The sequence below is a fragment of the Enterobacter sp. JBIWA005 genome, from assembly GCF_019968805.1.
Lineage (GTDB): Bacteria > Pseudomonadota > Gammaproteobacteria > Enterobacterales > Enterobacteriaceae > Enterobacter > Enterobacter vonholyi.
On sequence record NZ_CP074159.1, the window covers coordinates 3196168 to 3210981 of the forward strand.

13 protein-coding genes are annotated in these 14814 nt (G+C 55.1%); 8 read left to right on the forward strand and 5 right to left on the reverse strand.

Annotated elements, in window-relative coordinates:
* The first annotated feature begins 40 nt into the window (after positions 1–40).
* The gene (gene nfo, locus KGP22_RS15155; RefSeq protein ID WP_127731690.1) at positions 41–898 is read left to right on the forward strand and encodes a deoxyribonuclease IV; all 858 of its coding nucleotides are present in this window, start codon (positions 41–43) and stop codon (positions 896–898) included.
* A 47-nt stretch (positions 899–945) separates the two neighbouring features.
* Here the strand turns inward: nfo and fruA are convergent, their stop codons facing one another.
* The 3 genes from fruA to fruB are packed head-to-tail and all read right to left on the reverse strand — an operon-like array spanning position 946 to position 4716.
* A complete protein-coding gene (gene fruA, locus KGP22_RS15160; RefSeq protein ID WP_223579974.1) occupies positions 946–2631 on the reverse strand; it encodes a PTS fructose transporter subunit IIBC in 1686 nt (561 codons plus the stop codon).
* 16 nt (positions 2632–2647) lie between these two features.
* A complete protein-coding gene (gene fruK / locus KGP22_RS15165; RefSeq protein ID WP_008500936.1) occupies positions 2648–3586 on the reverse strand; it encodes a 1-phosphofructokinase in 939 nt (312 codons plus the stop codon).
* Complete coding sequence (gene fruB, locus KGP22_RS15170) at positions 3586–4716, reverse strand: fused PTS fructose transporter subunit IIA/HPr protein (protein ID WP_223579978.1); 1131 nt, start codon at positions 4714–4716, stop codon at positions 3586–3588. The genes fruK and fruB overlap by 1 nt, the downstream gene beginning before the upstream one ends.
* Positions 4717–5077: 361 nt before the next feature.
* On the opposite strand from fruB, the gene setB reads away from it, so the two are divergent.
* Entirely contained in the window at positions 5078–6259 is a 1182-nt protein-coding gene (setB, locus tag KGP22_RS15175) for a sugar efflux transporter SetB (protein ID WP_223579981.1), read from the forward strand.
* Here the strand turns inward: setB and KGP22_RS15180 are convergent.
* The gene (locus tag KGP22_RS15180) at positions 6256–6510 is read right to left on the reverse strand and encodes a YkgJ family cysteine cluster protein (RefSeq protein ID WP_223579984.1); all 255 of its coding nucleotides are present in this window, start codon (positions 6508–6510) and stop codon (positions 6256–6258) included. The genes setB and KGP22_RS15180 overlap by 4 nt on opposite strands.
* A 163-nt stretch (positions 6511–6673) precedes the next feature.
* Here KGP22_RS15180 and yeiP point away from each other — a divergent pair, with 163 nt between their 5' ends.
* Positions 6674–7246 carry an elongation factor P-like protein YeiP gene (yeiP, locus tag KGP22_RS15185; RefSeq protein ID WP_008500940.1) on the forward strand — a complete coding sequence of 191 codons (573 nt, stop codon included), beginning with the start codon at positions 6674–6676 and terminating at the stop codon, positions 7244–7246.
* A 117-nt stretch (positions 7247–7363) separates the two neighbouring features.
* On the opposite strand, the gene uxuA is transcribed toward yeiP, so the two are convergent.
* Entirely contained in the window at positions 7364–8554 is a 1191-nt protein-coding gene (uxuA, locus tag KGP22_RS15190) for a mannonate dehydratase (RefSeq protein WP_149366469.1), read from the reverse strand.
* Between the two features lie 205 nt (positions 8555–8759).
* Between uxuA and KGP22_RS15195 the strand changes: the two genes are divergently transcribed.
* The 5 genes from KGP22_RS15195 to KGP22_RS15215 all read left to right on the forward strand — a co-directional run bounded on the left by KGP22_RS15195 (position 8760) and on the right by KGP22_RS15215 (position 14753).
* A complete protein-coding gene (locus KGP22_RS15195; RefSeq protein WP_223579986.1) occupies positions 8760–10226 on the forward strand; it encodes a fructuronate reductase in 1467 nt (488 codons plus the stop codon).
* Positions 10227–10350: 124 nt separating this feature from the next.
* Positions 10351–11337 carry a GTP-binding protein gene (locus KGP22_RS15200; RefSeq protein WP_223579987.1) on the forward strand — a complete coding sequence of 329 codons (987 nt, stop codon included), beginning with the start codon at positions 10351–10353 and terminating at the stop codon, positions 11335–11337.
* A gap of 33 nt (positions 11338–11370) precedes the next feature.
* Positions 11371–12084, forward strand: coding sequence for a phosphatase PAP2 family protein (locus KGP22_RS15205; RefSeq protein WP_029740964.1), 714 nt, complete (start codon positions 11371–11373; stop codon positions 12082–12084).
* Between the two features lie 415 nt (positions 12085–12499).
* Entirely contained in the window at positions 12500–13069 is a 570-nt protein-coding gene (gene mepS, locus KGP22_RS15210; protein ID WP_008500946.1) for a bifunctional murein DD-endopeptidase/murein LD-carboxypeptidase, read from the forward strand.
* A gap of 127 nt (positions 13070–13196) precedes the next feature.
* Positions 13197–14753 carry a cyclic di-GMP phosphodiesterase gene (locus KGP22_RS15215; protein WP_223579988.1) on the forward strand — a complete coding sequence of 519 codons (1557 nt, stop codon included), beginning with the start codon at positions 13197–13199 and terminating at the stop codon, positions 14751–14753.
* Positions 14754–14814 lie beyond the last annotated feature (61 nt).

A 14814-nucleotide genomic window follows, 5' to 3' on the forward strand; every position in this document is an offset into this window, starting at 1 on the left:
CCCGCTATCATAGGCATTTCGGGTTAACAGGAGTCCCTTTATGAAATATGTTGGAGCGCACGTCAGCGCTGCAGGTGGCCTTGCGAATGCCGCCATTCGTGCCGCCGAAATTGAGGCGACCGCTTTCGCCCTGTTCACCAAAAATCAGCGCCAGTGGCGCGCCGCCCCGCTCACCGCCGAGGTGATTGACGATTTCAAAGCTGCCTGTGAGAAGTACCACTACGGGCCAGGCCAGATCCTTCCCCACGACAGCTATCTTATTAACCTCGGGCACCCGGTTGAAGAGGCGCTGGAAAAATCCCGCGAGGCGTTTCTTGATGAAGTTCAGCGCTGTGAGCAGCTTGGGCTGACGCTGCTGAACTTCCATCCAGGCAGCCATCTGATGCAGATCGATGAAGATGCCTGCCTCGCGCGCATTGCCGAATCCATCAACATCACGCTGGACAAGACCAAAGGCGTCACCGCGGTGATTGAGAATACCGCCGGTCAGGGCAGCAACCTCGGCTTTAAGTTCGAACATCTGGCGGCGATTATCGACGGCGTGGAGGATAAATCCCGCGTCGGCGTGTGCATTGATACCTGCCACGCGTTTGCCGCCGGTTATGACCTTCGCACCACCGAGGCAACGAAAAACACGTTTGATGAGTTCGAGCGCGTAGTTGGCTTTAAGTACCTGCGCGGAATGCACTTAAACGATGCGAAAAGCGCCTTTGGCAGCCGCGTTGACCGCCACCACAGCCTGGGCGAAGGCAACATTGGCCACGATGCGTTTCGCTTTATCATGCAGGACGCCCGCTTCGACGGTATTCCGATGGTGCTTGAAACCATTAATCCGGATATCTGGGCAGAAGAGATTGCCTGGCTGAAGGCTCAGCAAACTGCTGAACAGGCGGCATAAAAAAAGCCGGGTGCGAAATGCGACCCGGCTTTTTTATTATTTATCGCTTACGCTGCTTTTGCCACAACTTCCGCTTCCGGACGTTTCAGCACCGCGTAAGAGAGACCCGCCACCAGCGTACCGGCGACGATGGCCAGCAGGTAGCCCAGTACCGGCGTGATGGCGCCAGGGATCAGCAGAACAAACAGACCGCCGTGTGGTGCCATCAGCTTCGCGCCAATCGCCATGGAGATCGCCCCGGTCACTGCCCCCCCCGCGATACAGCACGGCAGTACACGCATTGGGTCACGGGCCGCGAACGGAATCGCGCCTTCGGTGATGAAGCACAGACCCAGCACCAGCGCGGCTTTACCGCCTTCCTGCTGCGCTTTATCGAACTTACGACGGGCAATAATCGTCGCCAGGCCGAGCGCCAGAGGTGGCACCATACCTGCCGCCATGATCGCTGCCATTGGCGCGTAGGTCTGGGTACTCAGCAGGCCAACACCAAAGGCGTATGCCGCTTTGTTTACCGGACCACCCATGTCGGTACACATCATGCCGCCGAGAATTGCCCCCAGCAGAACCGCGTTCGCGGTACCCATGGTTTGCAGCCAGTGGGTCAGACCCGCCAGGATGCCTGCAACCGGCTTACCAATCAGGTAAATCATCGCCAGACCGACCACCAGGCTGGAAATCAGCGGAATGATCAGGATCGGCTTCAGCGCTTCCATACTCTGCGGCAGCTTGAGCTTCGAGCTGATGAGCTTCGCGACGTAACCGGCCAGGAAGCCCGCGATAATACCGCCGATAAAGCCGGAACCGGTGCTTACGGCCAGCATACCGCCGATAAGACCCGGCGTGAGGCCAGGACGATCGGCGATGGAGAAAGCAATAAAGCCTGCCAGGACGGGTACCATCAGTGCGAATGCGGAACCGCCACCAATCTGCATTAACGCAGCGGCCAGCGTGCCTTGCTCTTTAAACGCGGTAATACCAAATGCGAACGAGAGCGCGATACACAGACCACCCGCAACCACCATCGGCAGCATGTAAGACACGCCGGTCAGCAGGTGACGATAGGCGCCTGCGGACTCTTTCTTACCTTCCGTCGCGGTCTGGCGCGCGCCAGTTGCCTGATACGGCTTCGCTTCCACCAGCGCTTTATCAAACTCCTGCGCAGTCTTTTTCAGCGCCAGGCCGGTAGACGTGCGGTACATTGGCTTACCGGCAAATTTCGCCAGGTCCACTTCGATATCCGCCGCCACAATCACCAGATCGGCCTCAGCCACTTCTTCAGGGGTGATAGCGTTGCCGGCACCGACGGAGCCGCGCGTTTCAACTTTAACCCACCAGCCGCGTTTTTTCGCTTCGGTTTCAATGGCTTCAGCTGCCATAAAGGTGTGAGCCACGCCCGTCGGACAGGCCGTCACCGCAACAATGCGTTTCGGGCCCGTGGCCGCAGCCGGTGCCGTCGCGACGGGCGCGCTGTAAACAGACGCGTGACCTTTCGCTTCGCTCAGGAACAGTTCCGGATGAGCCACCGCGCGATTTATATCGCCCAGCCACACTTTTTTGCCGTTCAGCGCACTGTCAGCCGGGGTTTTATCGCCCAGGACAATGGCCAGTTCGGCATCGCCCGGGTTATCAGTCATCTCGAGATGTGCTTTGTTCGCCGCCGCTCCCAGCAAGGTCTTCGCCATATAGGCGCGAGCCTGTCCGAGACCGGAGTCAATGATCAGCAGCGTTTTCATTATTCCTCTCCTGCTGTTAGTTAAAAGGTTTTAAGTCAACGCGCGCCATCATCGCGGCTAACTGGGTACGATCGGTAATACCGACATTGCTCTGGCTTACGGCCAGGGCAGCAACGGCAGTGGCAAGACGTAAAGTATGTTCACTGGATTCACGCATCAGCAGGCCGTAAATCAGGCCGCCAACCATTGAATCCCCTGCGCCAACGGTACTCACAACTTCCATTGACGGCGGTTTGGCGATCCATTCGCCAGACGCGTTAACCCACAACGCGCCTTCTGCACCAAGCGAGATAACCACGTGAGCGATACCTTGCTCGCGCAGCGCATGGGCAGCGTCAATCACATCTTTTAGTTCTGGCAGCTTACGGCCCGCCCAGATTTCCAGCTCGCGGCGATTCGGCTTCACCAGCCACGGAGAGGCTTTGAGACCCGCGACCAGCGCGTCGCGGCTGCTGTCAAAAATAATGCACGGACACTGGCTGCGCAGGCGCGTCATCCAGTCGGTAAACGCTTCCGGGCTCACGCCGGACGGCAGGCTGCCGCTGACGCACACCATGTCAAACTGACCCAGCCAGGTCAGAGAATCGTTAACAAAACGCTCCCAGTCTGACGGCGTCACTTCGAAGCCAGAGAAGTTCAGATCGGTCACTTCACCGTCTTTCTCCGTCAGCTTAACGTTGATTCGGGTACGGCCCTGAACAACCTGAAAACGGTTGGCAATGCCCAGCTCGCTGAACAGCTGCTGGAAACCATCCTGGTTATCTTTCCCGAGAAATCCACCCACGGTGACATCGATACCGAGATCCTTGAGCACTTTCGCGACGTTAATCCCTTTGCCCGCAGCATGCAGGCCAGTGGTACGCACGAGGTTGACTTCGCCGCGCTCAATTTCCGGGCAAAATCCTACCAGGTCATAAGCCGGGTTCAGCGTAATAGTCGCAACACGTCTGCTCATTATGCGCCCTCCCCCAGACCCGCCGCGATGGCGTCGCCAATCGCTTTCAGCGCCTGTTCAGCATCAGCACCCTGCGCGGTGAAACGCAGACGGTGACCTTTCTTCACGCCCAGCGCGACAACTTTCATCAGACTACGGCCGTTGGCCGGTTTGCCCGTGCCGTCAAGATTCGCCACGGTGATCTCACTCTCGAATTGTTTAATGGTATTCACCAGCATGGTACCCGGACGGGCATGCAGGCCGTGTTCGTTACGCACCACGAACTCCGCAGTTTGCACGTCATCCGTCAGCACATCATCACTGGTCAGCAGTGCCAGCACGGTGGAGGCATCAGCGTTCAGCAGTTTTTCAGCTTTGTTGTTCAGCAACAGGTCGCCCAGACGCTTCAGCACGGAAACCGGCTGTTCATCAGCCATCGCTACGGTCACCAGCATGGCCGCGCGTTCGCCTTCTACGTCAAATGCATTGGCCGCGCGGCTCACGGCGATAGCGCTGCGCAGGTTGCCTTCAGCACTGTCGTTCAGCCAGATACCCTGACCCAGATTCAACGGCTTATCGTTAATCACGCGGGTCACAAAGGTGGCATCCGCCGCGCCGGCTTCTTTCAGACGACCGGCGTTCAGCGCCTGCAGCGTCACCAGATCGGAAGCAACCACGTCCAGCGTCAGCGTTTCATTATCCAGTTTCAGCGCTTCGCTCTGTTTTTCGCCCATCAGCAAGGCGCGCAGCTCTTCCGCTTTGGTGGCGGACTTAAGCTGTTCAGCCACCGCGTCATCACTCAGTACATGCGTCAGCTGACGCAGCAGACCTAAGTGTTCATCGCTGCTAGCCGCGATGCCGATAGCCACATAGGCCACCTGACCGTCGCCCCAAAGCACGCCCTGCGGGAACTGATAAACCTTAACGCCGGTTTTCAACACCTGATCGCGGGTGTCGGTTGTGCCGTGCGGAATGGCAATGCCATTGCCGAGGAAGGTTGAGGTCTGCTGCTCGCGGGCCAGCATGCCGTTGACATAGCCGTCCGCGACGTTACCCGCCTGCACAAGCGCAGCGGCAACCTGGCGAATAGCCTCTTCTTTATCCCCGGCCTGAGCGCCCGGGTGGATATCCTGAACAGATAACTGGAACATGGTTCTCCACTCCTGCTGAAATTGAATCGTTTCAGCTTTAATGAGAAAAAATGCGCTAGCCTGCTCCGTTTGTTTAAACAAGATAGCGCTGAAACGTTTCAAAAAGTCTTGCGCTTTCTGCAATGCCTTGCAAGTAAACTCGTCTTTCTGATGTCAGAATTTAGAGATACAGCACATTTCCTCTTCGTTTAGCTGAATATTGCTGAAGTTCAGCAAGTCAGTTTCAGCTAAGTTCAGCCGGGGAAGGTGTAAGTTGAAATGCCATTTTGATTTTTCGTGTCGTTATTGACCGTACCCACTGTTTATTTTTTAGCTGCAGGCGTACACTCCGCCCCTCTCTGCTACTCGCTAATTATAAAACATGCATAATACCCCTGCTGCCGTCTCGCCTAAGCCCTTTGATTTGACCTCAGCGGCGTTCCTGATTGTTGCCTTCTTCACGGGCATTGCCGGTGCGTTACAGACGCCGACATTGAGCCTATTTCTGACAAACGAGGTTCACGTCCGTCCGGCGATGGTGGGCTTCTTTTTTACCGGAAGCGCCATCATCGGCATCCTGGTCAGCCAGTTTCTGGCGGGACGCTCCGACAGAAAAGGCGATCGTAAAAGCCTGATCGTTTTCTGCTGCCTGCTGGGGGTCATGGCCTGCGTTCTGTTTGCCTGGAACCGCAACTATTTCATTCTGCTCTTCGTCGGGGTATTCCTGAGCAGCTTTGGCTCAACGGCGAACCCCCAGCTGTTCGCCCTTGCCCGCGAACACGCCGACCATACCGGACGTGAAGCGGTGATGTTCAGCTCTGTCCTGCGTGCTCAGGTGTCGCTGGCATGGGTGATTGGCCCGCCGCTGGCCTACGCGCTGGCGATGGGTTTTGGCTTTACGGTGATGTACCTGAGTGCCGCTGTCGCGTTTGTGGTATGCGGCGCGCTGGTGTGGTTCTTCCTGCCGTCCATGCGCAAAGAGCCGAAAGTGACAACGGGCGTGCTGGAAGCACCGCGCCGCAACCGCCGCGATGCCCTGCTCTTGTTTGTTGTCTGCACGCTGATGTGGGGCACCAACAGCCTGTATATCATCAATATGCCGCTGTTTATTATTGATGAACTGCACCTGTCGGAGAAGCTGGCGGGAATCATGATGGGCACCGCGGCCGGGCTTGAGATCCCGACGATGCTCATTGCGGGCTATTACGCAAAGCGCTTCGGAAAGCGTTTTTTAATGCGCATTGCCGCCATCGCCGGTCTGCTGTTCTATGTCGGCATGCTGACGGTACATACGCCGGGGCTATTGCTGGCTTTACAGCTGCTGAACGCCATCTATATTGGCATTCTCGCGGGGATAGGCATGCTCTATTTCCAGGATTTGATGCCGGGCCAGGCAGGCTCTGCCACCACCCTTTATACTAATACCACCCGCGTGGGGTGGATTATCGCGGGCTCAATGGCCGGTGTCGTGGCAGAAATCTGGAACTATCACACGGTATTCTGGATTGCGCTGGTGATGTGTACGCTGACGATTGGCTGTCTGGCGAGGATTAAAGACGTTTAAGGTGCGGTGAGCGCCTCAAGCTCAAGAAGGTACGTCATCGCCTCCTCGCGCGTGCTGCCGCACATTTCGGCCGTGGGCTGAAGCCCGGAGCAAACTTTCGGGCGCAACGGTGAGCCAAAGATCTTGCAAAGATTATTTTCAGAGAGCTGAACGCAGCGGGTATTGGCAGGCTTGCCCTCGGGCATTCCAGGAATGGGGCTTGAAATGGACGGTGCAGTACAGCACGCGCCACAATCGGGACGGCAATCCATAAATGCTCTCTTCGCTGACGATCGCCCGCGCAGTCGGGCATCGCGCGCACAGTAACACCTTTTGCGTATTGATAGCAAAAGCCACGAATTCCTCTTGCCTGAAAGGCCGCGCGCGAGTAATTTGGCGCGATATTTTTTACCTCCCGTAAACAGGATTACTGCAATGCCAAGAGCGAACGAAATTAAGAAAGGTATGGTGCTGAATTACAACGGCAAACTGCTGATTGTGAAAGATATCGACATTCAGGCACCAAGCGCCCGTGGTGCAGCAACGCTGTACAAAATGCGTTTCGCCGATGTGCGTACCGGCCTGAAGGTGGAAGAGCGCTTTAAAGGTGACGATATCGTCGATACCGTGACCCTGACCCGTCGCTATGTTGATTTCTCCTACATCGACGGCAACGAATACGTGTTCATGGACAAAGAAGATTACACCCCGTACATCTTCACCAAAGATCAGATTGAAGAAGAGCTGCTGTTCATTCCTGAAGGCGGTATGCCTGACATGCAGGTTCTGACCTGGGACGGCGTGCTGCTGGCGCTGGAACTGCCTCAGACCGTCGATCTGGAAATCGTTGAAACGGCACCCGGCATCAAAGGCGCATCCGCAAGTGCCCGTAACAAACCGGCTACCCTGACGACCGGCCTGGTTGTGCAGGTGCCGGAATACCTCTCCGCTGGCGAGAAGATCCGCATCCATATCGAAGAAAAACGCTATATGGGTCGCGCCGACTGATTGCGGCGTTTGTCGGGTGGCGGCTTCGCCTTACCCGACCAACAAAAACAAAAAAACCGGCTCTCAGGCCGGTTTTTTTGTAGGCCCGGTAAGCGTAGCGCCACCGGGCAACGGGTCTTAAAGCAATTCCGGATACTTCGTCATCTTCAGCGCCAGCTCAACGCCGCGCACTTCCGCCATCCCTTTAAGACGGCCAATCGCAGAATAGCCTGGGTTGGTTTTCTTACGCAGATCGTCCAGCATCTGATGGCCGTGGTCTGGACGGAACGGAATAGGACGCACATCGCCAATCTGCTTGCGACGCGCCTCTTCGGCCAGAATGGCGTCTACCACCGCCACCATATTCACATCGCCGCCCAGGTGAGCCGCCTCGTGGAAGGTTTTTGGGTTCTCTTCACGGCAGGTCGCGCGCAGATGCGTAAAATGAATGCGGTCGCCGAAGGTTTCAATCATCCGCACCAGATCGTTATCTGCCCGCACGCCGTAGGAGCCGGTACACATGGTGAAGCCGTTATAGATGCTGTCGACCGTCTCTTTCAGCCACTGCATATCTTCAATTGTGGAAACAATGCGCGGCAGGCCAAGAATGGGACGCGGTGGATCGTCCGGGTGCACGGCCAGGCGAACCCCGACCTCTTCCGCAACCGGCACGATAGCGCGCAGGAAATACGCCATGTTTTCACGCAGCTGGTGCTTATCAATATTGCCGTATTCCGCCAGGCGGGCGCGGAACTGATCCAGCGTATACCCCTCTTCGGCACCCGGCAGGCCCGCAATAATATTACGGGTCAGCTTTTCGATGTCCGCGTCGCTGGCTGCATTGAACCATTCGAGTGCCTGCTGCTGCTCTTCCACGGTGTAATCCGCTTCGGCGCCAGGCCGTTTCAGGATGTGCAGCTCGAACGCTGCAAAGGCAATCTGATCGAAACGCAGCGCTTTTGAACCGTCCGGCATCTGATATTCGAGGTCGGTTCGCGTCCAGTCGAGGATGGGCATAAAGTTATAGCAAACCGTATCAATACCGCAGGCCGCGAGGTTACGAATGCTCTGCTGATAGTTAGCAATCCAGGTCTGATACTCCCCGGAATGGGTTTTGATATCTTCATGAACAGGAATGCTTTCCACCACAGACCAGGTTAATCCCTTCTCCGCCAGCAGCGCCTGACGCGTCTGTATTTCCTCTACCGGCCAGACCTGACCGTTAGGAATATGATGCAGCGCCGTGACGACACCCGTTGCGCCAGCCTGACGCACATCATCAAGAGAAACCGGATCGTTCGGCCCGTACCAACGCCAGGTTTGTTCCATTGCCTCACCCTCTTAAGTTGTTATACCAATATACGTTACCGCAATGACGACTACCATACATGTTTGCCGTGAAGGGTCAATATGCCGCCACAAATTGATTGATCAAACTCACATAACGGGGATATTTACGGCTCACCAATTTTATTTGCTGTCATATAACTTTACACTGGGATTGTTAATTAATGGTTAATCAGGTGTGTATCTCATGAAGACAATTGCCTCTACCGTCCTTCCTGCCGGGGTTCAGCAACCTCGCTACGATCGCCAGTCATTACGCTCCCGCATCGTTCACTTTGGCTTTGGCGCGTTTCACCGTGCGCACCAGGCTTTGTTAACAAATAGGGTGCTGAATGAAAAAGGCGGCGACTGGGGGATTTGTGAGATTAGCCTGTTCAGCGGCGACGTGCTGATGAGCCAGCTGCGCGCGCAGGAGCATCTGTTCACCGTGCTGGAGAAAGGGGCTGAAGGAAATGAGGCGATTATCGTCGGCGCCGTCCATGAGTGCCTGAACGCAAAGCTGGACTCCCTGCCCGCCATTATTGAGAAATTTTGCGAGCCTCAGGTCGCGATTGTATCGCTCACCATCACGGAAAAAGGCTATTGCATCGATCCCGCGACCGGAAAACTCGATCTGAATAACCCCCGGATCGTCCACGACCTTGAAAACCCCTCAGAGCCACATTCTGCCCCAGGGATCCTGGTCGAAGCACTCCACCGCCGCCGCGAGCGCGGTTTGCCTGCGTTTACCGTGCTCTCCTGCGACAACATCCCGGATAACGGGCACGTGGTCAAAAACGCGGTGCTGGGCATGGCGCAAAAGCGTTCCGCGGCGCTGTCTGAATGGATTGATAGCCACGTGAGCTTCCCGGGAACGATGGTTGACAGAATTGTTCCCGCCGCGACGGAAGCATCGCTTGCGGAAATCACCGACGCGCTCGGCGTTGAAGATCCGTGCGCCATCAGCTGCGAACCGTTTATTCAGTGGGTGGTGGAAGATAATTTTGTCGCAGGCCGTCCCGAGTGGGAAGTGGCGGGTGTCCAGATGGTGCAGGATGTTCTGCCGTGGGAGCAGATGAAATTACGCATGCTCAACGGCAGCCACTCTTTCCTGGCGTATCTCGGGTATCTTGCCGGCTACGCGCATATTAATGAATGCATGGAGGACGCGGCGTTCCGTGAAGCCGCCCGTCGGCTGATGCTGAACGAGCAGGCCCCCACGTTACAGATTAAGGATGTCGATCTCACCGCCTACGCCGATAGCCTAATTGAACGCTTTGCCAACCCGGCCCTCCAGCATCGGACCTGGCAAATCGCGATGGACGGTAGCCAGAAGCTGCCCCAGAGAATGCTTGACGGGATCCGCGTTCATCTTGAGCGAAATACGCCGTGGCCGCTGCTGGCTCTGGGCGTGGCCGGCTGGATACGCTACGTCAGCGGTATCGACGACCGTGGCAATGCGATTGACGTTCGCGATCCCCTCAGCGATAAAATCCGCGCCATCGTCAACGCCAGCAGCGACGCCGACCGCGTTAACGCGCTGCTGGGGCTGAGTGAGGTCTTTGGTCACGATCTCGCACAAAACAGCGTCTTTGTGGAGACTGTCCGCCAGGCATACCAGCGCATTATCCGCAACGGCGCACGTCAGGCTGTTATCGAAACGTTAAATATTTAACGATTATTGCTCTTAACGCGAACGGATGAGGCCTCCGTTTGCCCTTCCCCTTCTCACAGGTCACGTTTTTCGCCAGGATAGAGAGAATAGTGTTATAGCATCACAATTCTGATCTGGAGCGCACGTGACCAAAACCAACCTCATCACCGGTTTTCTCGGCAGCGGTAAAACCACCTCAATTCTCCACCTGCTGGCGAATAAAGATCCGGCCGAGAAGTGGGCCGTGCTGGTCAATGAATTTGGCGAGGTGGGCATTGACGGCGCGTTGCTGTCATCCAGCGGCGCGATGATTAAAGAGATCCCCGGCGGATGCATGTGCTGCGTCAATGGCCTGCCTATGCAGGTCGGCCTCAATACCCTGCTGCGTCAGGGCAAACCTGACCGCCTGCTGATTGAACCTACCGGGCTGGGTCACCCTAAGCAAATCCTCGATTTACTGACCGCCCCGGTTTACGAGCCGTGGATCGATTTGCGCGCCACCCTGTGCCTGCTCGATCCGCGTCAGCTTCTGGATGACAAGGCGGTGGCAAATGAGAACTTCCGCGATCAGCTCGCCTCCGCTGACGTTATTGTTGCGAATAAAGCAGATCGCGCCACGGCTGAAAGCCAGGCCGCGCTGGATGCGTGGTGGCAACATTTTGGCGGCAATCGCACACGGGTGGAAACTACCCAAGGGAATATTGATAGCACCCTGCTTGACCTTCCACGTCTGAACCTCACCGCCTTGCCTGCCAGTGCTGAGCATTCGCACACTCATCCGGTTAAGCAGGGTCTGGCAGCCCTGAATCTGCCGGAACACCAGCCCTGGCGTCGTAATCTGAATAGCGGCCAGGGATATCAGGCCTGCGGATGGATTTTTGATGCTGAAACCGTTTTTGACACCATCGGGATCCTGGAGTGGGCCCGCCTTGCGCCCGTCGATCGCGTGAAAGGGATCATGCGCACCCCGGACGGACTGGTGCGGATCAACCGCCAGGGCGACGATTTCTTTATTGAAACGCAAAACGTGGCACCGCCTGACAGCCGTATAGAGTTAATTAGTGCGGTTAACGCCGACTGGAATGCCCTCCAGTCCAGTCTGTTGAGGATTCGTTTAAGTTCGGGCGGCTAACGTTGCCCCAGTTTTCACTCTATGCAGAACGTTATGACAACTCGATTTCCCCTGATATTACTGCTTAATGTCGCCGGTCTGGCGCTTTTCTTCTCCTGGTATATCCCGGCAGATCATGGTTTCTGGTTCCCGCTGGATTCTGCCATTTTTCACTTCTTCAATCAGGAGCTGGTGAAGAGCAACGCGTTCCTGTGGCTGGTGGCAATTACCAACAACCGCGCCTTTGACGGCTTCTCGCTGCTGGCGATGGGCTGCCTGATGCTCTCTTTCTGGCTGAAAGAGGACAAAGCCGGGCGTCGGCGTATTCTGATTATCGGTCTGGTGATGCTGCTGTTTGCTGTCGTCATTAACCAGCTGGCCACCGCGATTATTCCGGTTAAGCGTTCCAGCCCAACGCTCTTTTTCACCGATATTTATCGCGTCAGTGAGCTGCTGCATATTCCAACAAAAGACGCGTCGAAGGACAGTTTCCCTGGCGATCACGGCATGATGCTGCTTATTTTTTCCGCAATTATGCTTCGCTATTTCGGCAGAAAAGCGTTTGCCATAGCCCTGATTATTTTTGTGGTTTTTGCCTTCCCGCGCGTAATGATTGGCGCTCACTGGTTCACCGATATTGCCGTCGGTTCGCTCTCCGTTGCGCTGATTGCGCTGCCGTGGTGTTTGATGACCCCGCTGAGCGACAGGATAATAGCGCTGTTCGATCGCTATCTTCCCGGCAGAGCGCAACAACAATTAAACAAATAACTAACCTAAATTAACGTGAGCTATCAGGGATCGACATGATCCCCGATAGCCTTTCCGCCACGATCTTTTCCCAGCGTCATATTCTTGTCATCACATTCATGATAAAAATGAAGCAATTGCGCGATAAAGCCTCGGATCTGTCCGCATTTTAAGCAATTACGGATTTTTACTTTCTGTATCACATTTTCTTATAAAAAAAAGGCTTTTTTTACTCGCAATACCCCAGGCAATCGGTTAATCTCGAACTCGTTTTGCCCCATAGAGATAATTATTTCGCTGGCGAATAATTTTGTGCGCTGTACCACAAATGTGACCAGAAAGAATTGTCTCAATGTGAACAGATAATTAGTCTCGTCACGTTTGGCATTTTTATAACGATATTTGTCGTTAAGGACTTCAAGGGAAAATAAACAAAATGGTCAAATCTCAACCGTTTCTGAGATATATCTTACGGGGGATCCCGGCGATAGCAGTCGCGGTACTGTTGTCTGCATGTAGTACATCGAACACCGCAAAGAATATGCATCCTGAGACGCGTGTTGTGGGAATGGAAGATTCCTCGTCACTGCAAGCCTCTCAGGATGAATTTGAAAATATGGTACGTAATCTGGACGTGAAGTCCCGCATTATGGACCAGTATGCTGACTGGAAAGGCGTGCGCTATCGTCTTGGCGGCAGCACAAAAACAGGTATTGATTGTTCCGGTTTTGTACAGCGTACATTCCGCGAGCAATTTGGGTTAGATCTTCCGCGTTCAACCTATGAACAGCAGGAGATGGGCAAGTCGATTTCACGTACCAAACTGCGCACCGGTGATCTAGTCCTGTTCCGTGCCGGTTCTACAGGTCGACATGTTGGCATCTACATTGGTAATGACCAGTTCGTACATGCCTCCACCAGCAGCGGTGTCACCATTTCCAGCATGAATGAACCGTACTGGAAGAAGCGCTACAACGAAGCACGCCGCGTACTGACCCGCAGTTAATATGACTATCGTATCGTTGGTTATCCCTTGGCTGGCGATATGATGAAAAAAAGCACTGCTTCGGCAGTGTTTTTTTTTGCCCGTTACACTGAATACATCCAGCGGCATTTCAGGAATTACGACGTCTATGTTCACCCGCTATTTCTCCAGCAATCGCAAGATACTGATCCTCAGCATCATCACAGGCCTGATCGCCGCCCTGCTCCTGGGTTCGTTGCAATTTTTCTGGAGCTACCACAAGCGGGAAGTCAAATTCGACACCCTGGTGAATGATGTGAGCGCCTACATGGGGAGCTATTTCGAAGACCTAAAAAAAGCGGTCAATGTCCTCCAGCCTCTCACGCTGAACACGTGCCAGGACGTCAACCAGGAACTCACCTCACGCGCGGCCTTCAGCATTAACGTTCGCGCCTTCCTGCTGGTCCGGGACAAGATGGCATTCTGCTCCTCGGCAACAGGCCCGATGAATGCCCCGATGGAGACGCTCATACCTGAGCTGAACATCAATAAACAGATCGATATGGCGTTGCTTCCGGGTACCCCCATGCTGCCTGATGAACCTGCGATTGCGATCTGGTACCGCAACCCATTAGTGAAGGACGGCGGGGTGTTCACTTCTGTGAATATTAATCTGACGCCTTACCTGCTTTATACTGAGCGCCAGGACGAGTTCGCGGGTATCGCTATCATTATCGGCGATAACGCCTTGTCGACGCGGTCCAGCACGCTGGTTCATACCCGCGACTTGCATGACATCCCGGTCCGCACGGCGACGCTGAAAGACCTCCCCCTGACCATCAACCTGTATGCGGACGCATGGACCAGCGATGAAATTCTCTACGCGCTGTTCTTCGGGCTGGTGTGCGGGATTTGTGCCGGATCGCTTAACTACTACATCCTCAGCATTCGGCTCAACCCGGGTAAAGAAATTTTAAGCGCTATAAAGCGCGGTCAGTTTTATGTGGTTTATCAGCCCGTCGTCGATGCCAAATCGCTCAGGATGACCGGGCTTGAAGTCCTGATGCGCTGGAAACACCCGACAATGGGGGAAATTCCGCCGGACGCGTTTATCAATTTTGCCGAAGCACAGAAGCTGATTGTCCCGCTGACGCTGCATCTCTTTGACCTTATCATTCACGATGCGCCCGTGTTACAAACGCTGTTACCTCCGGGCGCAAAGGTGGGTATTAACATTGCACCGGGGCATCTGCATGCGGAAAGCTTCAAGGACGATATGCGCACCTTCAAAGCCCTGCTGCCGCCGGATTACTTCCAGATCGTGCTGGAAATTACCGAGCGCGATATGCTCAACCATCGGGAAGCCAACACCCTTTTCGAATGGCTGCATAACGAAGGGTTTGAAATCGCCATTGATGATTTTGGTACCGGCCACAGCGCGCTGATTTACCTTGAGCATTTCACCATGGACTACCTCAAAATCGACCGTGGTTTTGTTAATGCGATCGGTACCGAGACCGTGACGTCGCCGGTGCTGGATGCCGTTCTGACGCTGGCAAGACGACTGAATATGTCGACCGTCGCCGAAGGGGTAGAGACGCCGGAACAGGCGGCCTGGCTGCGCGAACACGGCGTTAACTTCCTGCAGGGATACTGGATTAGCCGCCCGATGCCGCTGGCGCAGTTCCGCGAATGGCGGCCTGATATTTCGCCCGAAGGCGATTAATTTCACATTGCCCGTGACGTCACTTATTATTCAGCTTAACCGAGCCGGTCTGTAGAGAGGG

Coding starts and splice junctions, on each gene's coding strand:
- fruA (WP_223579974.1), bottom strand. CDS start 2,631: ATGAAAACGCTGCTGATCATTGACTCCGGTCTCGGACAGGCTCGCGCC.
- uxuA (WP_149366469.1), bottom strand. CDS start 8,554: ATGGAACAAACCTGGCGTTGGTACGGGCCGAACGATCCGGTTTCTCTT.
- yeiP (WP_008500940.1), top strand. CDS start 6,674: ATGCCAAGAGCGAACGAAATTAAGAAAGGTATGGTGCTGAATTACAAC.
- KGP22_RS15180 (WP_223579984.1), bottom strand. CDS start 6,510: ATGGATTGCCGTCCCGATTGTGGCGCGTGCTGTACTGCACCGTCCATT.
- KGP22_RS15195 (WP_223579986.1), top strand. CDS start 8,760: ATGAAGACAATTGCCTCTACCGTCCTTCCTGCCGGGGTTCAGCAACCT.
- fruK (WP_008500936.1), bottom strand. CDS start 3,586: ATGAGCAGACGTGTTGCGACTATTACGCTGAACCCGGCTTATGACCTG.
- nfo (WP_127731690.1), top strand. CDS start 41: ATGAAATATGTTGGAGCGCACGTCAGCGCTGCAGGTGGCCTTGCGAAT.
- KGP22_RS15205 (WP_029740964.1), top strand. CDS start 11,371: ATGACAACTCGATTTCCCCTGATATTACTGCTTAATGTCGCCGGTCTG.
- fruB (WP_223579978.1), bottom strand. CDS start 4,716: ATGTTCCAGTTATCTGTTCAGGATATCCACCCGGGCGCTCAGGCCGGG.
- mepS (WP_008500946.1), top strand. CDS start 12,500: ATGGTCAAATCTCAACCGTTTCTGAGATATATCTTACGGGGGATCCCG.
- KGP22_RS15215 (WP_223579988.1), top strand. CDS start 13,197: ATGTTCACCCGCTATTTCTCCAGCAATCGCAAGATACTGATCCTCAGC.
- setB (WP_223579981.1), top strand. CDS start 5,078: ATGCATAATACCCCTGCTGCCGTCTCGCCTAAGCCCTTTGATTTGACC.